At 70.8% G+C, this 26,492-nt stretch carries 8 protein-coding genes and 1 pseudogene; all 9 read left to right on the top strand.

Going from position 1 to position 26,492, the window contains the following annotated elements; genetic code table 11:
* The first annotated feature begins 265 nt into the window (after positions 1-265).
* The 9 genes and pseudogenes from MJQ72_RS33990 (at position 266) to MJQ72_RS33950 (ending at position 26,491) form a co-directional block, all read left to right on the top strand.
* Positions 266-12,459: pseudogene (locus MJQ72_RS33990) on the top strand (amino acid adenylation domain-containing protein).
* 161 nt (positions 12,460-12,620) lie between these two features.
* Positions 12,621-18,215: a non-ribosomal peptide synthetase gene (locus MJQ72_RS33985; protein WP_240595175.1), complete on the top strand. Its 5,595-nt coding sequence runs from the start codon at positions 12,621-12,623 to the stop codon at positions 18,213-18,215.
* On the top strand, positions 18,212-18,421 hold the full coding sequence (locus tag MJQ72_RS33980; RefSeq protein ID WP_063271444.1) for an MbtH family protein: 210 nt from the start codon (positions 18,212-18,214) through the stop codon (positions 18,419-18,421). Before MJQ72_RS33985 ends, MJQ72_RS33980 begins: the two co-directional genes overlap by 4 nt.
* Positions 18,422-18,520: 99 nt before the next feature.
* Positions 18,521-19,723, top strand: coding sequence for a cytochrome P450 (locus MJQ72_RS33975; protein ID WP_396427019.1), 1,203 nt, complete (start codon positions 18,521-18,523; stop codon positions 19,721-19,723).
* Positions 19,724-19,894: 171 nt separating this feature from the next.
* Positions 19,895-21,091, top strand: coding sequence for a cytochrome P450 (locus MJQ72_RS33970; RefSeq protein WP_240595174.1), 1,197 nt, complete (start codon positions 19,895-19,897; stop codon positions 21,089-21,091).
* 131 nt (positions 21,092-21,222) lie between these two features.
* A complete protein-coding gene (locus tag MJQ72_RS33965; RefSeq protein WP_240595173.1) occupies positions 21,223-22,443 on the top strand; it encodes a cytochrome P450 in 1,221 nt (406 codons plus the stop codon).
* A 62-nt stretch (positions 22,444-22,505) separates the two neighbouring features.
* Positions 22,506-23,981, top strand: a complete 1,476-nt coding sequence (locus MJQ72_RS33960; protein ID WP_240595172.1) for a tryptophan 7-halogenase — start codon at positions 22,506-22,508, stop codon at positions 23,979-23,981.
* Between the two features lie 62 nt (positions 23,982-24,043).
* A complete protein-coding gene (locus MJQ72_RS33955) occupies positions 24,044-25,231 on the top strand; it encodes a glycosyltransferase (protein ID WP_240595171.1) in 1,188 nt (395 codons plus the stop codon).
* A gap of 33 nt (positions 25,232-25,264) precedes the next feature.
* Complete coding sequence (locus tag MJQ72_RS33950; RefSeq protein WP_240595170.1) at positions 25,265-26,491, top strand: glycosyltransferase; 1,227 nt, start codon at positions 25,265-25,267, stop codon at positions 26,489-26,491.
* Position 26,492: the final 1 nt, after the last annotated feature.

Genomic DNA, 26,492 nt, shown 5'->3' with positions numbered 1-26,492 from the left:
GACGTCGCGAAAGTGGCTTTCGCGACACGTCATCTTTGCCTTGCCCTTGAAAATAGAACGAGCATTGCCACCTTGCTTTTCCCGTCCCGCAAAAGAAACCTTGGACATGTTGTCCGGTCCGGCCGGGCAGGCGGATGATCCTCGCACAGGGGGAGAACACCGTCCTGTCGCTGCCGTCCTCGGCCCCGGACGAGACGAGATCGAGGAATTCGAGGCTGAGTTCGGCGACGAACTCCATGCCCTTCGCTGATCGAGGGAGAAATTGATGGCTCAGTCGCGGATCGAGGAAATCTGGCCCCTGTCACCGCTGCAGGCCGGGTTGCTCTTCCACGCGGTCTACGACGGCGAAGGTCCGGACGTCTACATAGGACACTGGATCCTGGACCTCGACGGGCGGGTGGACGCGGAACGGCTGCGCGCCGCGTGGGCGGCCGTACTGGCCAGGCACGCCCCGCTCCGGGCCTGCTTCCGGCAGCGCAAATCGGGCGAGACGGTGCAGATCATCGCCCGGCAGGTGGAGCTGCCGTGGCGGGAAGCCGATCTCTCCCAGGCCGAAGATCCCGAAGCGGCGGTGCGAGAACTCTCCGAAGAGGACCGGACCGAGCGCTTCGACCTCACCCGGGCACCGTTGCTGCGCCTGACTTTCCTCCGGCTGGGGCAGGGAAAGCGTCGCCTCCTGGTGACCTGTCACCACACGATCCTCGACGGCTGGTCGCTGCCGATCGCCCTCGACGAGGTGTCGAAGCTGTACGCCGCGGACGGTGACCGGTCCGCGTTGCCGGAAGTGACCTCCTACGGGGACTACCTCGCGTGGCTGAACCGGCAGGACAAGGCGAAGTCGTTGTCGGCGTGGGCAGCGGAGCTGCGCGGGGCCGAGGAGCCGACGCTGGTGGCGCCCGCCGATCCGGGCCGGCCACCGTCCGTGCCGGAGAGCGTCGAGATCCGGTTGCCGTCGGCCCTCCTGCGCTCGCTGGGCGAGCTGGCCCGCGGGCAGGGGCTGACGATGAACACGGTCGTGCAGGGGGCTTGGGCGCTGCTGCTGGCGCGGCTCGCCGGACGGACCGACGTGGTGTTCGGGGCGACGGTCTCGGCGCGCCCGCCGGATCTGCCCGGCGTGGAAGGAATGGTGGGGCTGTTCCTCAACACGGTTCCGGTGCGCGTGCGGTTGCGCGGCGCCGTCCCGGTCCCGGAACTGCTGGCGGATCTGCAGAAACGGCAGTCGGCCCTCATCCCCGACCAGTACGTGGGGCTGGCGGACATCCAGCACGAGGCCGGGCCCGGAGCCGTCTTCGACACGTTGATCGTCTTCGAGAAGTTCCACCACGAATCCGGTGACCGGGACGACGTGATCACCGGGATCGAGCAGGGCCGGATCGCCGCGCACTACCCGCTGACACTGGTCGCCGTGCCCGGCGAGTCGTTGCTGCTCAAACTCGACTACCTGCCCGATCTGTTCGATCGGGACACCGCGCTCTCCATCCTCGAGCGCTTCGGCGCGGTTCTGCGCCGTCTGACGGACGAGCCGGGGCTCACGGTCGCCGACGTCGAGGTGACGACCGCGGCCGAACGCGACCTGCTGGTGAACGACTGGGGTGCCGCTTCCGCTCCGGCGCCGGGCACGCTGCCCCCGCGGCTGTTCGACCGCCAGGCCGGGAGCCGCCGCGACGAGATCGCCGTCGTCGAGGGCGGATCCGCGCTGTCGTACGGAGAATTGGCCGAGCGCGCGGAACGGATCGCCGGCCACCTGAACGCCAACGGCGTCCGGCGCGGCGATCGCGTGGCCGTGGTGATGGAACGTTCGCGCGACCTGATCGCGACGTTGCTCGCGGTGTGGAAGGCGGGCGCGGCGTACGTCCCGGTGGATCCCGCCTATCCGGTGGACCGGGTGAAGTTCATGCTCGCCGACGCGGATCCGGCGGCGGTGGTGTGCGCGGAAACGTACCGGAGCGCGGTGCTGGACGGAGGGCTCGATCCGATCGTCCTCGACGATCCGGCGACGCGGGAGGCGGTGGCCGGAGCGCCTCGTCTTTCGACGGACGTGAGCGCGGACGACGTCGCGTACGTGATGTACACGTCGGGTTCGACCGGGACGCCCAAGGGGGTCGCGGTGTCGCACGGCGATGTCGCCGCGCTGGTGGGGGAACCGGGCTGGCGCGTCGGCCCCGGGGACACCGTGCTGATGCACGCCTCGCACGCGTTCGACATCTCCTTGTTCGAGATGTGGGTGCCGCTGCTCACGGGTGCCCGGCTGATGCTCGCCGGGCCGGGGGCGGTGGACGGCGAGGCGCTCGCGGGCTACGTGGCCGCGGGGGTCACGGCCGCCCACCTCACCGCGGGATCCTTCCGGGTGCTGGCCGAGGAGTCGCCGGAGGCCGTCGCCGGTCTGCGCGAGGTGCTGACCGGCGGGGACGCCGTGCCGCTGTCCGCGGTGGAGCGGGTGCGGAAGGTGTGCCCCCAGGTCCGGGTGCGGCATCTCTACGGCCCGACCGAAAGCACGCTGTGCGCGACGTGGTGGGTACTGGAACCCGGTGCGCCGTCGGGATCGGTGCTGCCGATCGGCCGTCCGCTCTCGGGACGGCGCGCCTACGTCCTCGACGCGTTCCTGCGGCCCGTGCCGCCGGGGCTGCCCGGTGAGCTGTACGTCGCCGGAGCCGGTGTGGCGCAAGGTTATGCGAACCGGTCCGCGTTGACGGCCGAGCGGTTCGTCGCCGATCCGTTTGTCCGGGGCGCGCGGATGTACCGGACCGGGGACCTGGCGTCCTGGACGGCGGAGGGCACGCTCGTCTTCGCCGGGCGCGCCGACGACCAGGTGAAGATCCGCGGGTACCGGGTGGAGCCCGGTGAGGTCGAGGCCGCCCTCGCCGCCTTGCCCGGTGTCGCCCAGGCGGTGGTGCTGGCCCGGCACGAGCAGCTGATCGGCTACGTGGTCGCCGAGGCCGGGCAGGACGCCGACCCGGTCCGGCTGCGCGCACTGCTCGCCGGGACGCTGCCCGAGTTCATGATCCCGGCGGCGCTGCTGCCGCTGGACGAGTTGCCGTTGACGGTCAACGGCAAGGTGGACCGGCAGGCGTTGCCCGAACCGGACTTCTCCGCGAAATCGGCGGACCGCGCGCCGTCGACCGAGGCCGAGCGGATCCTTTGTGGAGTGTTCGCCGACGTCCTCGGCCTGGAGCGGGTCGGCGTGGAGGACAGTTTCTTCGACTTGGGTGGCGACTCGATCTCGTCGATGCAGGTGGCCGCCAGGGCGCGGCGCGAGGGCATCTCCCTGACGCCGCGGCTGGTGTTCGAGCACCAGACCCCCGGCAGGCTGGCGGTACTGGCGAACGACGTCCCGGCCCTGCGTCCACTGTGGACAACGGTGTCGGGGAGATCCCGTGGACGCCGGTGATGCGTGCCCTCGGGGACGACGCCTTGCGCCCCGGCTTCGCCCAGGCGCGCGTCGTCGTCACCCCGGCGGGCTTCGACCCGGACGCGCTGACGAAGGCCCTGCAGGCCGTGCTGGACACGCACGATCTCCTGCGGCTCCGGGCCGAGTCCGGCGGACGGCTGATGGTGGCCCCGCCGGGCGCGGTCGACGCGGCCGGCCTCGTGACGCGGGTGGCGGCCGGCGCCGGGGACATCGGCGAACTCACCGAACGCGAGGCCAGGACGGCGGCGGGCACGCTGGACCCGTCGGCGGGAACCGTGGCGAAGCTCGTCTGGGTCGACGCCGGGAACACCGAGCCGGGACGGCTCGCCTTCGTGGCGCATCACCTGGCGGTCGACGCGGTCTCGTGGGGATCCTGCTGCCGGATCTGCGGGCGGCCTACGACCAGGTCGTGGCCGGTGGATCCCCGCGCTCGAACCGGCGACGACTTCGTACCGGCAGTGGGCGGGACGGCTGATCGAGCAGGCCTCCAGCGAGGAGACGGTGGCCGAACTCGACCGCTGGGTCGCCGTGCTGGAGGGCGCGGAACCGGTGCTGGAACCGCGCGCCGGGCGGTCGCACTCGTGGTCGGCGACCCTGTCCGGATCCGTGGCGCGCGCCCTGATCGCCCGGCTGCCGGGGCTTTCCACTGTGGTGTGCGGGAGGTCCTGCTGGCCGGGCTCGCCGGCGCGGTCTCCGACGGCGCGGTCTCCGACGGCGCCGGGGTGCTGGTGGACCTCGAAGGGCACGGCCGCGACGCCGCCGACGGTGAGGACCTGGTGCGCACCGTCGGCTGGTTCACCAGCGTCCACCCGGTCCGGCTCGACGTTTCCGGCGTCGACCTCCCCGCCGCGGCGGCCGGGGAAGCGGCGGCGGGCGAGCTGCTGAAGACGGTCAAGGAACAAGCGGGCGCCGTTCCCGGCGACGGGCTCGGCTATGGACTGTTGCGTCATCTCAACCCCGGCACCCGGGGCGCGCTGGCCGCGCTGCCGTCCGCGCAGATCGGCTTCAACTATCTCGGCCGGTCCGGGCATGCCGCCGAGGAGGACGGCGCGTGGCGGCTGACCGACGTTTCGCTCGGCGGTGGTCCGGAAAGCGGCCACGTGCTGGAGGCGGGCGCGGACGTCCAGGACACGCCGGACGGCCCGCGGCTGAGGCTCGTCGTGGAAGGCCGGGATCTCGACCCCGCCACGGTGGAACGCGTCGGCCGGGCCTGGAGCGGGATGCTGACCGGTCTCGCGGCGCATGCCGACGCCCCCGGCGCCGGTGGGCACACACCGTCCGACTTCGCCCTCGTCGCCCTCACGCGCCGCGACGTCACGGAACTGGAGGCCGCGGCGCCGGGACTCACCGACGTCTGGCCGGTGTCGCCGCTCCAGGAAGGCATGCTCTTCGAACGCGCCTTCGACGAGGACGGCGTCGACGTCTATCAGAGCCAGCGGATCCTCGATCTCGACGGGCCACTCGACGGGGCATGCCTGCGCGCCGCCTGGAACCGGGTGCTCTCCCGGCACGAGTCGCTGCGGGCGGGCTTCCGGCAGCTGGGCTCCGGCGAAACCGTGCAGATCATCGTCGGCGAGGCGGAGATCCCTTGGCGTGAAGCCGATCTGTCCTCTCTCGGTGAGGCGGACGCGGCCGCCGAGGTCGAGCGCCTGCTCGCGGAGGACCAGGCGGAACGCTTCGACGTGACCCGGGCGCCGCTGCTGCGGCTCCTGCTGATCCGGCTCGGCGCCGACCGGCATCGCCTCGTGGTGACCTCGCATCACGTGATCCTGGACGGCTGGTCGACACCGCTCGTCCTGGGCGAGGTTTCGGCCGCCTACGCGGGCGGACAGGATCTTCCCCCGGCACCGTCCTATCAGGACTACCTGGCCTGGCTGCGGCGGCAGGACGAAGAGGCGACGCGGGCGGTCTGGCGGTCCGAGCTCGCCGGGGCGGACGAACCGACCGTGGTGGACGCCGACGCGGGCAAGACGATGGTGCTGCCGGACAACCACGCCGAATCGCTGTCCGAGGAGGCGACGCGGGCAGTCGCCGATTTCGCTCGCGGCCACGGTTTGACGGTGAGCACGATCCTGCAGGCCGCGTGGGCCTTGGTGCTGGCGCGGCTGGCAGGCCGGACCGACGTGGTGTTCGGGAACGTGGTGTCCGGGCGCCCGGCGGAAGTGGCGGATGTCGAGCGCGTGGTCGGGATGTTCATCAACACCGTCCCGGCCCGGGTGCGGTTCGACGGCGGCCGGTCGGTCCTGGAGACGCTCCAAGACCTTCAGGCGCGCCAGCTCACGCTGTCCGAGCACCAGTACCCGGGACTGCCGGAGATCCAGAAGGCGGCGGGGGCGGGCGCGGTCTTCGACACCATCGTGATGATCGAGAACTACCCGCATACCGCCAAGGGGCTCGGCGACGACGGCGGGATCGAGATCAGCGCGGTCACCACCCGGACCGGCACCAGCTACCCGCTGACCATGAACGCCGGATTCGGGGATCGCTTGCGGGTCAACGTGTCCTACCGGCCGGACCGGATCGGCCGGGAGACCGCCGCCGAGGTCGCGCGGCAGGTCGCGCGGATCGTCGAGCGGATACCGGTGGAGGCGTCGCTTCCCGTCGGGCGTCTGGCCGTGACGAGCGAAGCGACCCGCGCGACGGTGGTGGAGCGCTGGAACTCCACCGGGGAAGCGCACGGCGGGTCGTCCGTGGTCGAAGCGTTCCGGAGCAGGGTGGACGCGTCGCCGGACGCGACCGCGGTCGTCGACGGGGGACGCACCCTGTCCTACGCCGAACTGGACCGCGAATCGGACCGCCTGGCCGGCCGGCTGGCCGCGACCGGTGTACGGCGCGGTGACCGCGTCGGCGTCGTCCTGGACCGCGGCGCGGACCTGCTCGTCGCCCTCCTCGCGGTCTGGAAGGCGGGAGCGGCGCAGGTACCGGTGAACACGGACTATCCGGCGGACCGGATCGAACGGATGCTGTCCGACGCCGGAGCGTCGACGGCGATCTGTGTCGGCGAGACCCGGAACTCGGTGCCGGACCGGGTCGAGCCGCTGGTCATGGACGCGCCGGAAGCCGCCGAGGCGCGGCACGAGGCGCCGTCGCTCACGGTCGGAGCGCACGACGTGGCCTACCTGATGTACACGTCGGGCTCGACCGGGGTGCCCAAGGGGGTCGCGGTGCCGCACGGAAGCGTGGCGGCACTGGCCTGCGATCCCGGCTGGTCCCAGGGCCCCGGTGATCGGGTGCTGCTGCACGCGTCGCACGCGTTCGACGCCTCGCTGGTCGAGATCTGGGTGCCGCTGGTCAGCGGCGCCACGGTGGTGGTCGCGGAGCCGGGTGCGGTCGACGCGCAGCGTTTGCGGGAAGCGATCGAGAGCGGCGTGACCACCGTCCACCTGACGGCCGGGACCTTCCGTGTCGTGGCCGAGGAGTCGCCTGAGGCCTTCACCGGCCTGCGGGAGATCCTGACCGGCGGTGACGCGGTGCCGCTGGCCTCCGTCGCGCGGATGCGGCGGGCGTGCCCGGACGTGCGGTTCCGTCAGCTGTACGGCCCCACCGAGATCACCTTGTGCGCCACGTGGCTCGTGCTCGAGCCGGGGGCCGCGACGGGGGACGTCCTGCCGATCGGCGGGCCGCTGGACGGCAGGCGGGCCTACGTCCTCGACGCGTTCCTCCAACCGGTGGCGCCGGGCGTGACCGGCGAGCTGTACCTCGCCGGCGCCGGTCTGGCGCACGGATACGCGGGTGCTTCCGGTCCGACGGCGCAACGGTTCGTCGCCGACCCGTTCTCTTCCGGTGAACGGATGTACCGCACCGGCGACCTGGCGCGCTGGACGGACGACGGCGAGCTGCTGTTCGCCGGGCGCGCCGACGCCCAGGTGAAGATCCGTGGCTACCGCGTCGAGCCGGGGGAGATCGAGGCCGCGCTGACGGAGGTCCCCGGTGTCGCGCAGGCGGTCGTGGTGGCGCGGGAAGAACGTTCCGGCGAGAAGCGGCTGATCGCCTACGTGACCGCGGAATCGGGGCAGGGCCTGGAAAGCGCCGCGGTCCGCGGGCGGCTCGCGGACCGGCTGCCGGAGTTCATGGTGCCGGCCGCGGTGCTGGTACTGGACTCCTTCCCGTTGACGCTCAACGGAAAGATCGACCGTGCGGCCCTGCCCGCTCCCGGCTTCACCGGGAAGCCCGCCGGTCGCGAACCGCGCACCGAGACCGAACGCGTGCTGTGCGGCCTGTTCGCCGAGGTCCTCGGACTGGACCGGGTCGGCGCCGACGACGGTTTCTTCGAGCTGGGCGGGGATTCGATCCTCTCCATGCGGCTCGCCGCCCGTGCGCGCCGTGAGGATCTGGTCTTCGGTGCGAAGCAGGTCTTCGAGCAGAAGACCCCCGCGGCCATCGCGGCGGTCGCCGAACGCGGCGGGCAGGCACCGGCCGGTGCCGACGACGGTGTCGGCGAGGTCGCCTGGACGCCGGTGATGCGGGCGCTGATCGAACGCGATCACCACGCGATGACCAGGGGAGCCCTCGCGCAGTGGGTCACCGTCGGCGCGCCCGGAGACCTGTCCGCCGAGGTACTGGGCACCGGGCTGGGTGCCGTGATCGACGCCCACGACCTGGTGCGCGGCCGGGTCGTGGAGACCGCCGGGGAAGAGCCGCGGCTGGTCGTGGCCGAACGGGGAACGGTCGACGCGGCGAGCCTGATCGAGCGGATCGAGGCGGGCGACGGCGACCTCGACGAGATCGCGGACCGCGCCGCCCACGAGGCGGCCGGACGGCTGGATCCCGCCGGTGGCGTGATGATCCGGGTGGTGTGGGTGGACGCGGGACGCGGACGGCTGGGACGGCTCGTCGTGGTGGCCCACCACATCGCGGTCGACGTGGTGTCGTGGCGTGTCCTCCTGCCGGATCTGCGGCAGGCCTGTGAAGCCGTGGCCGCGGGCGGCGAACCGTCGCTCGACCCGCCGAACGTCTCGTTCCGGCGCTGGGCGCGGACGCTGACCGAACAGGCGGCGAGCCGCACCGCCGAACTCGGGACGTGGACGGAGATCCTCGGCGGAGCGCGGGCGCGGGTCGGTGAACTCGACCGGGCGCGGGACACCGTGTCGACCGCGGGGCGCAGGTCTTGGACCCTGTCACGGGACCACGCGAGCGTGCTCGTGGAGAAGGTCACCTCGGCCTTCCACTGCGGTGTCCACGACGTGCTGCTGGCCACCTTGGCCGGCGCGGTGGCCCACTGGCGCGGCGGTACCGCCGTCGTGGTGGACGTCGAAGGGCACGGCCGCCAGCCACTGGACGACCTCGACCTGTCGCGGACGGTCGGCTGGTTCACCGACGTGCATCCGCTCCGGCTCGACGTGTCCGGTGTGGACACCGCCGACGCGCTCGCCGGTGGCCTGTCGGCGGGCACGCTGCTGAAGCAGGTCAAGGAGAACGTGCGCGGCCTGCCCGACGGCGGGCTCGGCTACGGCATGCTGCGGTATCTCGACGCCGACACGGGCCGGGTACTGGCCGGGCTGCCGGAGCCGGAGATCGGGTTCAACTACCTCGGCCGCTTCTCCGCCAAGGGCGACGGCGTGGTCCGGCCGTGGGAGATCGCGGGGACCATCGGCGGCACGGCGGAACAGGACGCGCCGCTGCGCCACGTCGTGGAGATCGACGCGGTCGTGCTGGACTCCGCCGACGGACCCGAATTCAGCCTGACCGTCACCTGGGCCGGGCGGCTGCTCGACGAGACCGGCGCGGAGTCGCTCGCGAAGGTGTGGCTGGACATGCTGACCGGCCTCGCCGTCCACGTCGGCGACGACCGCTCCGGCGGGTACACGCCGTCGGACTTCCCGCTCACCGCGCTGACCCAGCGGGAAGTGGAAGAGGTCGAGGGCGCCGTCGCGGGCTTGCAGGACATCTGGCCGCTTTCGCCGCTGCAGGAGGGTTTGCTGTTCCATGCCGCCGACGAGCGCGGCCCGGACGTCTACGCGAGCCTGAGGACCCTGGCCCTCGACGGTCCGCTCGACGTCCCCCGCTTCCGGGCTTCGTGGCAGGCCCTGCTCGACCGGCATCCCGCCCTGCGGGCGAGTTTCCACCAGCTGGAGTCCGGTGAATCCGTGCAGGCCGTCGCCCGCGAGGTGGCGGTGCCGTGGCTGGAGACCGATCTTTCCCGGCTGCCCGAAGACGAGGCGCTCGCGGAGTTCGACCGCCTCGCCGCGGCACTGCACGCCGAACGGTTCGACCTGACCCAGGCGCCGCCGCTGCGGCTGCACCTGGTGCGCCTCGGGGAAGGACGGCACCGGCTGGCGCTGGCGTCGCACCACATCGCCGCCGACGGCTGGTCGCTTCCGCTCCTCATCATCGACGTGGTGGCGGCCTACGAGGCCGGCGGCGACGGCCGGGCTCTGCCCGTCCCGACGTCCTACCGTGACTACCTGGTCTGGCTCGCCCGCCAGGACAAGGAGGCCGCCAGGGCGGCGTGGAAGGCCGAACTCGCCGGACTCGACGAGGCGACCCACGTGGTGCCGCCGGATTCGATCATCGCGCCCATCGAACCCGACCGCGTCACGTTCGAACTCGACGAGGACGCGAGCAGGCGGCTGATCGAGTTCACCCGAGGGCACGGCGTCACGGTGAACACCCTCTTCCAAGGGGTCTGGTCGCTGCTCCTCGCCCGGCTGACCGGCCGCGACGACGTGGTCTTCGGTGCCACGGTGGCCGGGCGCCCGCCCGAGATCCCCGGTGTCGAGTCCGCCGTCGGCCTGTTCATGAACATGCTGCCGGTGCGGGCCCGCCTGACCGGCGCGGAGCCGTTCGTCGACATGCTGGCGGACCTGCAGGAACGTCAGGTCGGGATGATGGCGCACCAGCACATCGGGCTGGCCGAGATCAACCAGCTGGTCGGGCAGGGCGCGGCGTTCGACACGATCGTCGTCTTCGAGAACCCGCCGTCCCCGCTGAGCCCGTCCGACGACCCCGACGCGCTCGTCATGCGTCCCGCGGCGATCCCGAACGACACCGGGCACTACCCGTTGTCCATGCGGGTGTCCGCGGCCGGTGGCATTCGCGGTGAATGCATCTACCGTCCGGACGCGTACGACCGGGCACAGGCCGAAGAGGTCGTCGCGTCGATCCTCCAGGCAGTGGAACAGGTCGTGGCCGAACCGCGGCTGCCCGTGGGGCGGGTCGCCCTGATCGCCCCGGAGCAGCGCCGTCTGGTGGTGGACGAGTGGAACCGGACCTCCGTCCCGTTCGAGGCCGAGGCACTGCCCGGCCTGTTCCGCAGGCAGGTGGCGCGGTCGCGGGACGCGGTCGCGGTCGAGGACGCCCGGCGCAGCCTGACCTTCGGTGAGCTGCTCGACGAGGTGGAATCGCTGGCACGGCTGCTCGTGGGGCTGGGCGTGCGGCGGGAGACCAGGGTGGGCGTGGTGGTCGGCCGCTCGGCCGAGCTGGCGGTGACGCTGATGGCGGTGTCGTTCGCCGGCGGGTCGTTCGTGCCGGTGGACCCCGACTACCCGCGCGAGCGGATCGAGCTGATGCTGGCGAGCTCGGCACCGGAAGTGCTGGTGTGCACCGACGCCACCCGCTCGGTCGTACCCGGGGGATTCGCGGGTTCGGTGCTGGTGCTGGACGAGCTGCCCGCTTCCGATCCCGGTGTGGTGCTGCCGCACGTGGCGCCGACCGACGCGGCGTACGTCATCTACACGTCGGGGTCGACCGGGGTGCCGAAGGGCGTCATGGTCACCCACGCCGGACTCGGCAACCTCGCCGCCGCGCATATCGAGCGCCTCGACGTCACGGCCTCCTCGCGGGTCCTGCAGCTGTCCGCCATCGGTTTCGACGCCATCGTTTCCGAGCTGTACATGGCTTTGCTGGCCGGTGGCACGCTGGTGCTGCCCGACGCGGAGAGCATGCCGCCCCGGGTGACCCTCGGCGACGCGTTGCGGCGCTGGGGAATCACCCACCTCACCGTGTCGCCGAGCGTGCTGGCCGCGGAGGAGGATCTGCCGGACAGCCTGCGCAGCGTGCTGACCGGCGGCGAGGTGTGCACGCCCGCGCTGGCGGACCGCTGGTCACCCGGCCGCCGGATGATCAACGCGTACGGGCCGACCGAGACGACGATCTGTTCGACGATGAGTCTCCCGTTGTCACCGGGATACGACGTGGTCCCGCTCGGCGGCCCGATCCGGAACGTGGGGCATTACGTCCTCGACTCCTTCCTGCAGCCGGCGGCGCCGGGCGTGGCGGGCGAGCTCTACATCACGGGGGTCGGCCTCGCCCGCGGCTACCTCGGTCGCCCGGGGCTGACGGCGGAACGGTTCGTCGCCAGCCCGTTCGCCCCCGGCGAGCGGATGTACCGCACCGGTGACCGGTTCCGCTGGACGGCCGACGGCCAGCTGATGTTCGTCGGCCGCGCCGACGCGCAGGTCAAGGTGCGCGGATACCGGGTCGAGCCCGCCGAGATCGAGAGCGTGCTGTCGGAGCATCCGGGCGTCTCCCAGGTGGCGATCGCCGTCCACCGGGACGGGCCGGGCGACAAGCAGCTGGTGGCCTACATCGTGCCGTCGGCGGACACCCCCGCCGATCCGCTGCTGTCCGCGCTGCGCGAGCTGGCCGCCGAACGGCTGCCGGAATACATGCTGCCGTCGGCGTTCGTGGCACTGGACAAGATGCCGCTCACGCCCAACGGGAAGCTCGACCACCGGGCGCTGCAGGCGCCCGACTTCGCCGGGATGACCTCCGGGCGGGATCCGCGCACGGACACGGAAAAGCGGCTGTGCGAACTGTTCGCGGAGGTACTCGGCCTCGAACGCGTCGGCGCCGACGACAGCTTCTTCGAACTCGGCGGCGACTCGATCACCTCGATGCAGCTGTCGGCCCGCGCGCGCCGGAAGGGGCTGGAACTGACGCCCTGGCAGGTCTTCGAGGAAAAGACACCGGAACGGCTGGCGGAGCTCGTGACGGAACTTCCGGCCGAAGGCGGGAGCACCGCCGCGCCGGAACCCGACGCGGGCATGCTCGTCGACCTTTCCCCCGACCAGTTGGACCAACTCGAGGCCGGATTGGCCCGCGAGCATTGAGAGGTAAGGCAAAACGTGTCCGGTGAGGTGAGCGGTCCGCTCGTGGCCCGGTCGGCGTTCGCGACACACGCCCGTTCCCCGACCTCCGACGTCGTGAACCGGCTTTCGCAGCACGCCACCTTTGCCTTACTCCGCGAATCAACCGCTATAAGGAGCAGATCGTGACCGTTGACGACACTCGCGCGAAGCCCCGCTCCAGCGTCGAGGACGTCTGGCCTCTCTCGCCGCTGCAAGAAGGGATGCTCTACCACACCGCACTCGACAAGGACGGGCCCGACACCTACACGGTGCAGACCGTCTACGGCATCGACGGTCCGCTGGACGCGGGGCTGCTCCGGGCGTCCTGGCAGGCACTCGTGGACCGGCACGCCGCGCTGCGCGCCTGCTTCCGGTTCGTCAGCGGCGCGCAGATGGTGCAGGTCATCGCGCGGGACGCCGAAATCCCTTGGCGCGAAACGGATCTGTCCGGGCTGCCGGAAGACGTCGCCGACGGCGAGGTGGACCGGCTGGCCGCGGAAGAGGTGGCCGAGCGGCTGAGTATCGAGGTCGCCCCGCTGATGAAGCTCCACCTGGTGCGGCTCGGCCCGGAGCGCCACCGGCTGGTGCACACCCTGCACCACGTCCTGACCGACGGCTGGTCGATGCCGATCATCCATCACGAACTCGCCGAGATCTACGCCGCGGGCGGGGACGCGTCCGGGCTGCCGCCCACCGTGTCCTACCGCGACTATCTCGCCTGGCTGGGACGGCAGGACAAGGAAGCGGCCCGCACCGCCTGGCGCGACGAACTCGCCGGACTGGACGTCCCGACCACGGTCGCCCCCGCCGATCCGGCCAGGGTGCCGGACATCCGCACGGCGGTGGTCGAACTGTCCGCGGCGGTGACGGACGGCCTCGCCAAGCTGGCGCGGAGCAACGGTCTCACCCTGAACACCGTCGTACAGGGCGCCTGGGCGGTCGTGCTGTCGCAGCTTTCCGGGCGTACCGACGTGGTGTTCGGCGCGACCGCGTCGGGACGGCCCGCCGATCTGGCCGGCGTCGAGGCGATGGTCGGCCAGCTGCTCAACACCCTGCCGGTGCGGGTCCGGCTCGACGGCGCGCGACGGGCCGTCGACCTGTTCACCGAACTGCAGAGCCGCCAGTCGGCGCTGATGGCCCACCAGCATCTCGGCCTGCAGGACGTACTCGCCCTCGCGGGACCCGGGGCGGTCTTCGACACGCTCGTCATCTACGAGAACTTCCCGCGGGCCGGGCTCGGCGAGGAGGAGGACACCGGTCTGGTCCTGCGCCCGGTGAAACGAGGACGCAACTCGTCGCATTACCCGTTCACCCTGATCACCGGACCCGGTGAGCGGATGCCGCTCATCCTCGACTACGACCATGGCCTGTTCGACGAGCGGGCCGCGGAGTCTGTCGCCGGGGCGCTGGCCAGGGTGCTGGAGCGGCTCGTCGCCGAGCCGGAGGTCCTCGTCGGCGGGCTGACCCTGCTGAGCGAGGCCGAACACGCACTGGTGGTCGACGAGTTCAACGCGACCGGGGGACCGGTGCCGGGGGAGTCCGTGCTCGAACTGTTCGGGCGGCGGGTGGTCGTGGCCCCGGACGCGGTGGCGATCACCGACGCGGCGGGTACGGATCTGACCTACGCCGCGCTCGACCAGGCGTCGAACCGGCTGGCCGGTCACCTCGTCGATCGCGGGGTCGGCCGGGGAGACCGGGTCGGGGTGGCGATGGAGCGGTCGCCGGAGCTGCTGATCGCGTTCCTGGCGATCTGGAAGGCGGGCGCCGCCTACGTCCCGGTGGACGTCGACTACCCGGCGGAGCGGATCGCGTTCATCCTCGCCGATTCGGAGCTTTCGACCGTGTTGTGCACGGAAGCCACCAGGGGTGTCGTACCGTCGGGCGCGATCGTCCTCGACGCGCCCGAGACGCGGGAAGCCGTCAGTGCTTTCCCTTCCGAGCCAACGGATTTCCGGCCGAGCGCGGACGACCTGGCCTACGTGATGTACACGTCGGGCTCCACCGGGACGCCGAAGGGCGTGGGCATCCCGCACGGGGCGGTCGCGGGCCTGGCGGGTGACGCGGGCTGGCGGATCGGGCCCGGCGACGGCGTGCTGATGCACGCGACACACGTCTTCGACCCGTCGCTCTACGCGATGTGGGTTCCGCTTTCGACGGGCGGCCGGGTGCTGCTCACCGAACCGGGTGTCCTCGACGCGGCCGGAGTACGGCAGGCCGTCGAGCGCGGAGCGAACTACGTCCACCTCACGGCAGGCACTTTCCGCGCCCTCGCGGAAACGTCCCCGGAATGCTTCGAGGGACTGGTCGAGATCGGCACCGGCGGCGACGTCGTCCCCGCGCAGTCGGTGGAGAACCTGCGGCGGGCCCAGCCCGGCCTGCGGGTGCGGAACACCTACGGGCCGACCGAGACCACCCTGTGCGCCACGTGGCTGCCCATCGAACCCGGTGACGTGGTGGACGGGGAGCTGCCGATCGGCCATCCCATGGCGAACCGCCGGATCTACGTCCTCGACGCCTTCCTGCGTCCGGTCGCCCCGGGAGTCGCGGGCGAGCTGTACATCGCGGGCACTGGCCTGGCTCGCGGGTACCTCGCCAAACCGGGCCTGACGGCCGAGCGGTTCGTGGCGTGCCCGTTCCTGCCCGGTGAACGGATGTACCGCACCGGCGACCTGGCCCGCTGGACCCGCGACGGTGAGGTGGTGTTCCTCGGCCGCACCGACGAGCAGGTGAAGATCCGCGGCTATCGCGTGGAGCTGGGCGAGGTCGAGGCCGTGCTGGCGGCCCAGCCGGGCGTGGTCGAAGCGGTCGTCGTGGCGAGGGAGGACCAGCCGGGGGAAAAGCGGCTCGTCGGCTACTTCGTCTCCGACGGCGGCGACGCCGTCGCGGAGGAGATCCGGCGGCGGATGGCGCTGGCTCTGCCCGCGTACATGGTCCCGATGGCGGTCATCGCCCTGCCGGGTCTGCCCGTCACCGCCAACGGCAAGGTGGACCGCCGGGTGCTGCCCGCCCCGGATCTCGCGGGCCGCACGTCGGAGAAGGCGCCCGAGAGCGAGGCCGAAAAGGTTCTGTGCGCGCTGTTCTCCGAGATCCTCGGTGTCGACGGCGTGGGAGTCGACGACGCTTTCCACGATCTCGGCGGGAGTTCGGCGCTGGCCATGCGGCTGATCGCGCGGATCCGTGAGGAGCTCGGCGCGGATCTGCCCATCAGGCAGCTGTTCTCCTCGCCGACCCCCGCCGGGGTCGCGAGGGCGCTCGCGGCGAAGGCGCGTCCCGCGCTGGAAGCCGCGAAACGCCCGGACCGGGTGCCCCTCACCGCCCCGCAGTTGCGGGCCTGGCTGCTGGCGCGTCCCGGGGAAGAGACCGCGGGGCTGCACATCGCGGTCGCGCTGCGCCTGCGCGGCCGGCTGGACGTGCCCGCGCTGGCGGCGGCGCTCGGTGACGTCGCGGCGAGGCACGAGATCCTCCGTACGACCTTCCCCGGGGACGCGCAGAGCGTCCACCAGCACATCCAGGACACGCTGGAGGTCGAGCTGACGCCGGTGCCCGCCACCGAGGAGACCCTTCCCGGTCTGCTCGCCGAGCGGGGCGAACAGGTCTTCGACCTCACCCGCGAAGTGCCGTGGCGGTGCGACCTCTTCGAGCTCTCGGAGAAGGAGCACGTACTGCACCTGCGGGTGCACCGCATCCTCGCCGACGGCGACTCGATCGACGTGTTCTTCCGTGACCTGGCGGCCGCGTACGGCGCGCGCCGGGAGAACCGGGTCCCCGAGCGGGCCCCGCTGGCCTTGCAGTTCGCCGACTACGCGATCTGGGAGCAGCGGCTGCTCGCCGACGAGGACGAACCCGGCAGCCTCACCCACGAGCAGGTCGTCTTCTGGCGGGACAACCTGGCGGGTATCGACGGGGAGACGGTGCTCCCGTTCGACCGGCCGCGGCCGGCCGTACCGTCGAGGCGGACCGGGTCGGTCGAGGTGCGGCTCGACGCGGGCACGCATGCCCGGCTGACCGCGGCGGTGGAGCGGCTCGGCGCGGAAACGCCCGAGTCGGTGCAAGCGGCGCTCGCCATGCTGCTGACCGGTTTCGGCGCGGGCGAGGACCTGGTGATCGGCACGCCGCGGCCCAGGGACGAGGATCTGATCGATCTGGAGCCGATGATCGGCCCGTTCGAGCAGCCGTGCGCCCTGCGCACCGACCTCTCGGGCGACCCGGCCTTCCTCGAAGTCGTTTCCCGGGTCCAGGAAGCGATCCAGGCCGCGGCACAGCACCCCGACCTGCCCTTCGCGCGGATCGTCGAGCTGCTCGACCTGCCTGCCTCGCTTTCCCGGCACCCCGTGTTCCAGGTCGGCCTGCGGGTGGCCGAGGAAGACCTCGGGGCGTGGGACGCGGCGGAACTGCCCGCCCTGCGCACCGGCGTCGAACCCGGCGGGACCGAGGCGATGGAGCTGGATCTCGCGTTCGAGCTCACCGAACGTTTCGACGACGACGACAATCCCGGCGGTATCGAGGGCACTCTGCGGTACGCCGCCGACCTGTTCGACGAGACCACGGCCGAATCCGTGGCCAGGCGGCTGGTCCGCGTCCTGGAACAGGTGGCGGAGAACCCCGAGCGGCGGATCAGCGAGCTGGATCTCTTCCTCGACGACTTCGAGCGCGGACGTCCGGTCATCGCCCCGGCGCGGTGGTCCGGCGAGGTGCCGCCGGTCGTCGCCGAGCTGGCCGGGGAAACCCCGCTCGGCGCGCTCCTGCTCGACGAACGGCTGAACCCGGTGGCTCCCGGTGTCGTCGGCGATCTCTACGTCATGGGGCAGGTGGTGGACGCGGGAACGGAGCTGCCCACCGTGCCCTGCCCGTTCGGGCAACCCGGGCACCGGATGCTGCCCACGGGACTGCTCGCCCGCAAGACACCGGCCAAGACGCTGGTCGTCGTGGGCGAGCGGCGGCGATCGAACGCCGCCGTGAAGACCGGTGACTTCGAGATCCTGTTGCCGCTGCGGGTCGCGGGTTCCCGGCCGCCCCTGTTCTGCGTCCACGCGAGCGGCGGGTTGAGCTGGAACTACGAACCACTGCTGCGCCATCTGCCGTCGGATCAGCCGGTCTACGGTGTGCAGGCGCGAGGGCTGGCGCGCACCGAACCCCTGCCGGGCAGCGTCGACGAGATGGCGGCCGACTATCTCCGGCAGATCCGCGCCGTGCAGCCGTCCGGGCCGTACCACCTCCTCGGCTGGTCGCTCGGCGGGCGGATCGCGCAGGCGATCGCGACCCTGCTCGAAGCGGCGGGGGAGGAGGTCGGCCTGCTCGCCCTCCTCGACGCCTATCCCGTCTACATGGGACGGAACGCGGCCGGCACGCCGAGCCAGCAGGCCGCGCGCGACGAAGAGGCGCTCGAAAAACGGAATCAGCAGGACCTGGACCTCGCGGGCCAGCTGGTCAAGGGGGCGGGTGCCCGGGCGCGGCTCGAGGCGGTCATGCGCAACCTCTGGGAGGTCGGGCCACGGCACACCACCTCGCCTTCCGCGAGCGACATCCTGCTCTTCATCGCGACCGTGGACCGGCCCGGCCATTTACCCGTCCCCGTGGCGAAATCCAGCTGGAAGGAGTTCACGAGCGGGGCCATCGAGCCTCATGAGATCCCGTCCAACCACTACGACATGGTGCAACCCGCGGCGTTGGCCCAGATTGGACCCATCGTCGCCGAGAAACTCCGGTCCCGGCCGGAACGTGAAAGGACACAACGATGACCAATCCGTTCGACAACGAAGACGGTTCCTTTTTCGTGCTGGTCAACGACGAGGGCCAGCACTCGCTCTGGCCGACCTTCGCGGAGGTGCCCGCCGGGTGGACCCGTGTGCACGGCGAGGCGAGCCGTCAGGAGTGCCTCGCCTACGTCGAGGAGAACTGGACGGACCTCCGGCCGAAGAGCCTCATCCAGGAAATCGGCGCCTGAAAAGGTGTCCAGCCGCTCAAGACGGCCGGTTGGACGGGCTCGACGCTCGTCCGGCCGGCCCGGACGGCGGCCGGACGAGGCGAAAGGATCTGCGCAGTGATCGAGGAGAACAACGTCGTCCGTGGCGATTTCGAGGAGATCAACGTCGACCTGGGGCTGGCGATCCACCGGCGTGATCGCTTCGACCCGGTGCCGGAGCTGACCGCCTTGATGGCACAGGGCCCCATGGCCGTCCTGGGGGTGGAGGACGCACCCGACGGGCGGACCGCCTGGCTCGCCACCGGATACGACGAGATCCGGCAGGTCCTCGGCTCGGACAAATTCACCGCCAAACTGCTTTACGGCGGCACCGCGGCGGGTTTCACCTTCCCCGGTTTCCTCACCCAGTACGACCCGCCGGAGCACACGCGCCTGCGCCGGATGGTGACGTCCCCGTTCGCCATCCGGCGGATCCAGGGTTTCCGGCCGCAGGTGGAGAAGATCGTCGACGCCACCCTGGACGCCATCGAGGCCACCGGCGGCCCGGCCGACTTCGTGCCGCGGTTCGGCTGGCCCATCGCGACGACGGTGACGTGCGACTTCCTCGGCATCCCCCGCGACGACCAGGTGGAGCTCTCGCGTGCCCTGCACGCCAGCCGGGCCGAGCGGTCGGGCAAGCGGCGGGTGGCGGCGGGGAACAAGTTCTGGACGTACATGAACCAGGTCGTGAGCCGTACCCGCCGCGACCCCGGCGACGACCTGTTCGGGGTGGTGGTGCGCGAACACGGCGACGACATCACCGACGCGGAACTCATCGGCGTGGCGTCGTTCGTGATGGGGGCGGGTGGCGACCAGGTCGCCCGTTTCCTCGCGGCGGGCGCGTGGCTGATGGCCGAGCACCCCGAACAATTCGCCCTGCTGCGGGAAAAGCCGGAAACCGTGCCGGATTGGCTGGACGAGGTGGTCCGCTATCTCACCAGCGACGAGAAGACCACTCCGCGCGTCGCGCTGGAGGACGTGACCATCGGCGGCTGCCCCGTCAAGGCGGGCGACGCCGTCACTCCTTCCTTCCTGGCCGCGAACCGCCGCGACTTCCCCGCGCCGGAGGACCGCTTCGACATCGGCCGGGAAAAGCCCGTCCACGTCGCGTTCGGCCACGGCATCCACCACTGCCTCGGCAGGCCACTGGCCGAAATGGTGTTCCAGGTGGCGATTCCGGCGCTGACACACCGCTTCCCGGACTTGAAGCTGGCCGAACCGGAGCGGGAGATCAAGCTGGGTCCGCCGCCGTTCGACGTGGAAGCCCTGTTGCTCGACTGGTGACATCGGGGCGGTCGCTCTCTTGCGGGGCCCGGGGAGGGGTGAAGGACGCTTTCGCCGCATCGGACGCGGGGAAGGTTCCCTTCATCCGGGCGTCACCTCGACCATCCACAAAGGACACCAGGCGGGAACTGTGCACATATGTCCAATGTCTTGCAGCAGAGGAGCTTTCCCTTGAGTGGTGACGACTCGCGCCCGGTCCACATCCGGCGGGAGGGGCTCGACCCGGCCGCCGAACTGCTCGCCGCCGGGGCGCTGACGGAGGTCACCGTCGGTTCCGGAGCGGACGCCGTGACGACCTGGATGGCCACGACCCACGCCGTCGTCCGGCAGGTGATGGGCGATCACACCAGGTTCAGCACGCGGCGGCGCTGGGACCGGCGGGACGAGATCGGCGGGGAAGGGATCTTCCGGCCGCGTGAACTGGTCGGCAACCTGATGGACTACGACCCGCCGGAGCACACGCGGCTGCGCCAGAAGCTGACGCCCGGCTTCACCCTGCGCAAGATGCAGCGTCTGCGGCCCTACATCGAACAGATCGTTTCCGAGCGCCTCGATGCCATGGAAGCGGCGGGGTCGCCCGCCGATCTGATCGAGCTCGTCGCCAACGAGGTCCCCGGCGCGGTGCTGTGCGAGCTGATCGGGGTGCCGCGCGACGACCGCGCGATGTTCATGCAGCTGTGTCACGCGCATCTCGACCCCGCGCGGAGCCAGAAGAGACGCGCGGCCGCCGGCGAGGCGTTCTCCCGCTATCTGCTGGCCATGATCGCCAGGGAACGGAAGGAACCGGGCGAGGGGTTGATCGGCGCCGTGGTCGCCGAATACGGCGACGAGGCCACGGACGAGGAGCTGAGAGGCTTCTGCGTCCAGGTGATGCTGGCGGGCGACGACAACATCTCCGGGATGATCGGGCTGGGTGTGCTGGCGCTGCTGAAGCATCCTGACCAGATCGAGGCGTTCCGGGGCGACGAGCAGTCGGCGCAGCGTGCGGTGGACGAGCTGATCCGGTATCTGACGGTGCCGTATGCCCCGACACCGCGGATCGCCAAGGAGGACGTCACCATCGGGGATCAGGTGGTGAAAAAGGGGGAGAGCGTCATCTGTTCCCTGCCGGCGGCGAACCGTGATCCCGCGTTGGTGCCGGATCCGGAACGGCTCGACGTCACCCGCGATTCCGTTTCCCATGTCGCGTTCGGCCACGGTGTCCACCATTGTCTCGGAGCCGCGCTCGCCCGGCTCGAACTGCGCACGTTCTACACCATGCTGTGGCAGCGTTTTCCCACGTTGGGGCTCGCGGATCCCGGCCAGGAGAACAATTTCCGGCTGACCACCCCGGCATACGGATTGACCAGCCTGATGGTCGAGTGGTGAGCCGTCTCCGGGCGGCCGGGTCGTCCACCCGAGCCGCTGGACCTCCGCCCGGCGACCGATGAAACTGGGGCCGATGGCGGATCGGCGAGACCGAAACGCACTCCCGGTCACTTAAGGAGCTTCCACTCGACATGGGAAACGGTACCGATCAGGCCGCGCCGCTCCTGCGGGAGCCGCCGAACTTCCAACTGCGGACGAAATGCGATCCGCATGAGGACAATTTCGAACTCCGGGCACACGGCCCGTTGATCCGCATCGTCGGGGAAGCGTCCGCGCAGCTGGGCAGGGACTATGTCTGGCAAGCGTGTGGTTATGACGTCGTCCGCCGGATCCTGGGCGATCACGAGAATTTCTCGACCCGGCCGCGGTTCACCCATGGGGAATCGGGGGCGCATGTCGAAGCCCAATTCGTCGGGCAGATCTCGACCTATGATCCGCCCGAACACACCCGGCTGCGGCGGATGCTGACGCCGGAGTTCACCCTCCGGCGGATCCGCCGTATGGAGCCCGCGATCCAGCGTCTCATCGACGAGCGGCTCGACATGGTGGAGGCCGAGGGACCGCCCGCGGACCTCCAGGGATTGTTCGCCGACCCGGTCGGCGCGGGTGTCCTGTGCGAACTGCTCGGCATCCCGCGCGACGACCGGCGTGAGTTCGTCCGGCGGATCAGGCGGAACGTCGACCTCGGCCGGGGGCTCAAGGCGAGGGCGGCCGACAGCGCGGCGTTCAACCGGTACCTGGACGATTTCATCGCCAGGCAGCGGAAGGAACCCGACGAGGGATTCCTCGGCATGCTCGTACGGGAACACGGCGACAACGTCACGGACGAGGAACTGAAGGGCCTGTGCACGGCGTTGATCCTCGGCGGCGTCGAAACCGTGGCCGGGATGATCGGTTTCGGGGTGGTCGCGCTGCTGGACAATCCCGGGCAGATACCGCTGCTTTCGGCGGGCCCCGAGAAGGCGGATCGCGTGGTCGCGGAATTGGTGCGCTATCTTTCGCCCGTTCAGCAGCCGAATCCCCGCCTCGCGCTCAAGGACGTGGTCGTCGACGGCCAGACGATCAAGGCCGGGGACTACGTCCTCTGTTCCGTTCTCATGGCGAACCGGGACGAGGCGCTGACGCCGAATCCCCATGTGTTCGACGCGAACCGCGGTTCGGTTCCGGACGTCGGATTCGGGCACGGAATCCATTATTGTATCGGCGCGGCGGTGGCCAGGTCGATGCTTCGGATGGCTTATCAGACCCTGTGGCACCGGTTTCCCGGCTTGCGGCTGGCCGTGGCGGGCGAGGAAATCAAGTTTCGCAAGGCGTTCGTCGACTGCCCTGATCAGGTACCGGTCACCTGGTAGTGACGGCGGAAGAATGTTCGGCAGCCACAACGGATTGACACTCGATCGAGGAATGGTGGGATATGTCGGTGGAAGATTTCGATGTGGTCGTGGCAGGCGGCGGACCGGGTGGTTCGACACTGGCCACCCTCGTCGCCATGCAGGGACATCGGGTGCTGCTGCTCGAAAAAGAGGTGTTCCCGCGGTATCAGATCGGTGAGTCGCTGTTGCCCGCCACGGTGCACGGGGTGTGCCGGATGCTCGGGGTCTCGGACGAACTGGCCAACGCCGGCTTCCCGCTGAAACGGGGCGGCACCTTCCGCTGGGGCGCCCGCCCGGAGCCGTGGACGTTCCACTTCGGGATCTCCTCCAAGATGGCGGGTTCGACGTCGCACGCCTATCAGGTCGAGCGGGCGAAGTTCGACCAGATCCTGTTGAACAACGCCAAGAGCAAGGGCGTTGTCGTGCGCGAGGGGTGCGCGGTCAACGATGTGGTGGAAGAGGGCGAGCGCGTCACCGGCCTGCGGTACACCGACCCCGATGGCGAAGAGCGTGAGGTGTCGGCGCGGTTCGTGGTCGACGCGTCGGGGAACAAGAGCCGCCTGTACTCCCATGTCGGCGGCACGCGGAACTATTCGGAGTTCTTCCGCAGCCTGGCGCTGTTCGGGTACTTCGAAGGCGGCAAGCGGCTGCCGGCGCCGGTCTCGGGCAACATCCTGAGCGTCGCCTTCGACAGCGGCTGGTTCTGGTACATCCCGCTGAGCGACACGCTGACCAGCGTCGGCGCCGTGGTACGCCGGGAGGACGCGGACAAGATCCAGGGCGACCGGGAAGCGGCGCTCAACGCGTTGATCGCCGAATGCCCGATGATCTCGGAGTACCTCGCGAACGCGACCAGGGTCACCACCGGCAAGTACGGGGAACTCCGTGTCCGCAAGGACTATTCGTACCAGCAGACGACTTTCTGGCGCCCCGGCATGATCCTGATCGGCGACGCCGCCTGTTTCGTGGACCCGGTGTTCTCCTCGGGCGTGCACCTGGCGACCTACAGCGCGCTGCTCGCGGCCCGGTCGATCAACAGCGTCCTCGCGGGCGAGCTGGACGAGAAGACCGTGCTGAACGAGTTCGAGGCGCGGTATCGCCGCGAATACGGGGTGTTCTACGAGTTCCTCGTGTCCTTCTACCAAATGAACGTGAACGAGGAATCGTATTTCTGGCAGGCCAAGAAGGTCACGAACAACCAGCACACCGAGATCGAGTCCTTCGTCGAGCTGATCGGCGGCGTGTCCTCCGGTGAGACGGCGCTGACCGCCGCGAACCGGATCGCCGAGCACAGCGCGGAATTCGCCGCCGCCGTCGACGAGATGGCCGGTGGCGACGGGGACAACATGGTGCCGATGTTCAAGTCGCAGGTGGTCAAGCAGGCGATGCAGGAAGCGGGCCAGGTGCAGATGAAGGCGCTGCTCGGCGAGGACGCCGAGCCCGAGGTGCCGCTCTTCCCCGGCGGGCTGGTCACGTCGCCCGACGGGATGAAGTGGCTGCCGCACCACCCTGTGTGAGACCTCCGCGGTCTGCGAGGGAGCGCCGTGGGCAGGGATCGAAGGCGAACAGGGGAAGCGAAATGCGCGTGTTGATTTCCGGATGCGGATCTCGCGGCGACACCGAACCGTTGGTGGCGCTGGGAGTCCGGCTGCGAGAACTCGGCGCGGAGGTGCTGATGTGCCTGCCGCCGGACTACGCCGAGCGGTGCGCCGAGGTCGGGGTGCCGATGACGCCGGTCGGCCGTCCGGTGCGGGCGGGGGCACGCGAACCGGGAGAACCGCCGCCCGGCGCGCCCGAGGTCGTCGCCCAGGTGATCGGCGAGTGGTTCGACAAGGTGTCGGCGGCCGCCGAGGGATGTGACGCGGTGGTGGCGTCGGGCCTGCTGCCCGCCGCCGTCGCCGTGCGCTCGGTGGCCGAGAAACGGGGCATCCCCTATCACTACGCCGTCTGGTCTCCGGACCATCTGCCGTCGTGGCACGACCGGGCGGAGCGGGAGATGTACAACCAGGGCGCGGACAAGCATTTCGGTGGTCTGGTCAACGACCGGCGGGCCGGCATCGGCCTGCCCCCGGTCGGGAATCTCTTCGACTACGGCTACACCGATCGGCCGTGGCTGGCGACGGATCCGATCCTGGCCCCACCGCCCGGCGGCGCGTACCCCAGGCAGACCGGTGCGTGGATCCTGCCCGACGAACGGCCGCTTCCCGAGGGGCTGGAGGCCTTTCTGGCCGACGGCCTGCCGCCGGTGTACGTGGGCTTCGGGAGTTCGTCCGGGGCGGCGACCGCAGGCGCGGTGGAGGTGGCCATCGAAGCGATCCGGGCGCAGGGCCGCCGGGTGGTCGCCTCCCGTGGCTGGGCCGACCTGGTCCTGCCGGAGGACGACGCCGACTGCTTCGTCGTCGGCGAGGTGAATCTCCAGGCGCTCTTCGCCAGGGTGGCCGTCGCCATCCACCACGACAGCACGGGCACGACGTATGTGGCCACGCAGGCGGGTGTCCCCCAGATCGTGGTGCGCAACGTGATCGACAACGTCGTGGAGCAGGTGTACTTCGCCGACCGGGTGGCCGAACTGGGTGTCGGTGTGGCACTCGAGGGCCCGATCCCGGCTTTCGAAGACATGTCGGCCGCGCTCGCCACGACGCTGGCGCCGGAAGCCCGCGCGCGGGCGGCGGCCGTGGCGGGCACGATCCGCACCGACGGGACCACGGTGGCCGCGGAAGAGCTGTTCGACGCGGCAGGCAGGGAAAAACCCGCCGTTCCCGCGTGACGTGCGACAACCTACCGAACGGGGAAGCAGATAATGCGTGTCTTGTTGTCGACGTCCGGCAGCCGCGGCGACGTCGAGCCTCTGATGGCGCTGGCGGTCCGGCTGAGGGAGCTCGGCGCGGAGGTGCGGCTGTGCGCGCCCCCGGACTCCGCGGACCGGGTGGCCGAGTTCGCGCTGCCGTTCTTGCCGGTCGGCCGCCCGGCGCGGCCGAAGGCGGACCGGAAGAGCCCGCCCTCGCGCGAGGAGATGGCCCGGTTCATGACCGAGTCGATCACCGTGCAGTTCGACGAAGTCCCGGCGGCCGCCGAGGGGTGTGACGCGGTGGTGACGACCGGCCTGCTGCCCGCGGCCGTCGGTGTCCGGTCGGTGGCCGAGAAGCTGGGCATTCCCTACTTCTACGCCTTCTACTGCCCGATCTACGTCCCGTCGCCGTACTACGCGCCGCCGCCGCCCATCGGCGAGCCGCCCGCCCCGGAAGGCACCGGGATCCGGGAGTTGTGGGAGCGGAACAATCTGAGCGCACTGAAGCGATACGGGGAAGCGCTCAACGGCAAGCGGGCCGAGATCGGTTTGCCGCCCGTGGAGGACGTCTTCACCTACTGCTACACCGAACAGCCGTGGGTGGCGGCGGATCCGGTCCTGGCTCCGCTGCAGCCGACGGACCTCGGCGCGGTGCAGACCGGTGCGTGGACGCTGCCCGACGAACGGCCGCTTTCCGCGGAATTGGAGGCGTTCCTCGCCGCCGGGTCACCTCCGGTGTACGTGGGCTTCGGCAGCCTGCACGCGCCCGCCGACGCCGCGAAAGTCGCCATCGAGGCGATCCGTGCCCAGGGCCGCCGGGTGGTTCTTTCCCGTGGCTGGGCCGATCTGGCGTTGATCGACGACCAGGAGGATTGCCTGGCCATCGGCGAGGTCAACCAGCAGCTGTTGTTCGGCCGGGTGGCCGCCGTCGTCCATCACGGCGGTGTGGGCACGACGACCGTGGCCGCCCGTGCGGGTGCCCCCCAGATCCTGGTCCCCCAGATCGCGGACCAGCCCTACTACGCCGGCCGGGTCGCCGAGCTGGGTATCGGGGTGGCACACGAAGGCCGGACGCCGACCTATGACTCGCTGTCCGCCGCACTCGCCACCGCGCTGGCACCGGAAACCCGCGCCAGGGCGGAGGCCGTGGCGGCCACCATCCGCACCGACGGGGCGACCGTGGCCGCGGAACTGGTGCTCGACGCGGTCAACCGCGAGAAGACGTCCGTTCCCGCGTGAA

The sequence above is a fragment of the Amycolatopsis sp. EV170708-02-1 genome (genome assembly GCF_022479115.1).
In the GTDB taxonomy this organism is placed as follows: Bacteria; Actinomycetota; Actinomycetes; order Mycobacteriales; family Pseudonocardiaceae; genus Amycolatopsis.
This window is presented reverse-complemented; position numbering and strand designations above follow the sequence as displayed.

Excerpts from the sequence above, each read along its gene's own strand:
- MJQ72_RS33980 (WP_063271444.1), top strand. The coding sequence starts at position 18,212 with ATGACCAATCCGTTCGACAACGAAGACGGTTCCTTTTTCGTGCTGGTC.
- MJQ72_RS33965 (WP_240595173.1), top strand. The coding sequence starts at position 21,223 with ATGGGAAACGGTACCGATCAGGCCGCGCCGCTCCTGCGGGAGCCGCCG.
- MJQ72_RS33960 (WP_240595172.1), top strand. The coding sequence starts at position 22,506 with ATGTCGGTGGAAGATTTCGATGTGGTCGTGGCAGGCGGCGGACCGGGT.
- MJQ72_RS33955 (WP_240595171.1), top strand. The coding sequence starts at position 24,044 with ATGCGCGTGTTGATTTCCGGATGCGGATCTCGCGGCGACACCGAACCG.
- MJQ72_RS33950 (WP_240595170.1), top strand. The coding sequence starts at position 25,265 with ATGCGTGTCTTGTTGTCGACGTCCGGCAGCCGCGGCGACGTCGAGCCT.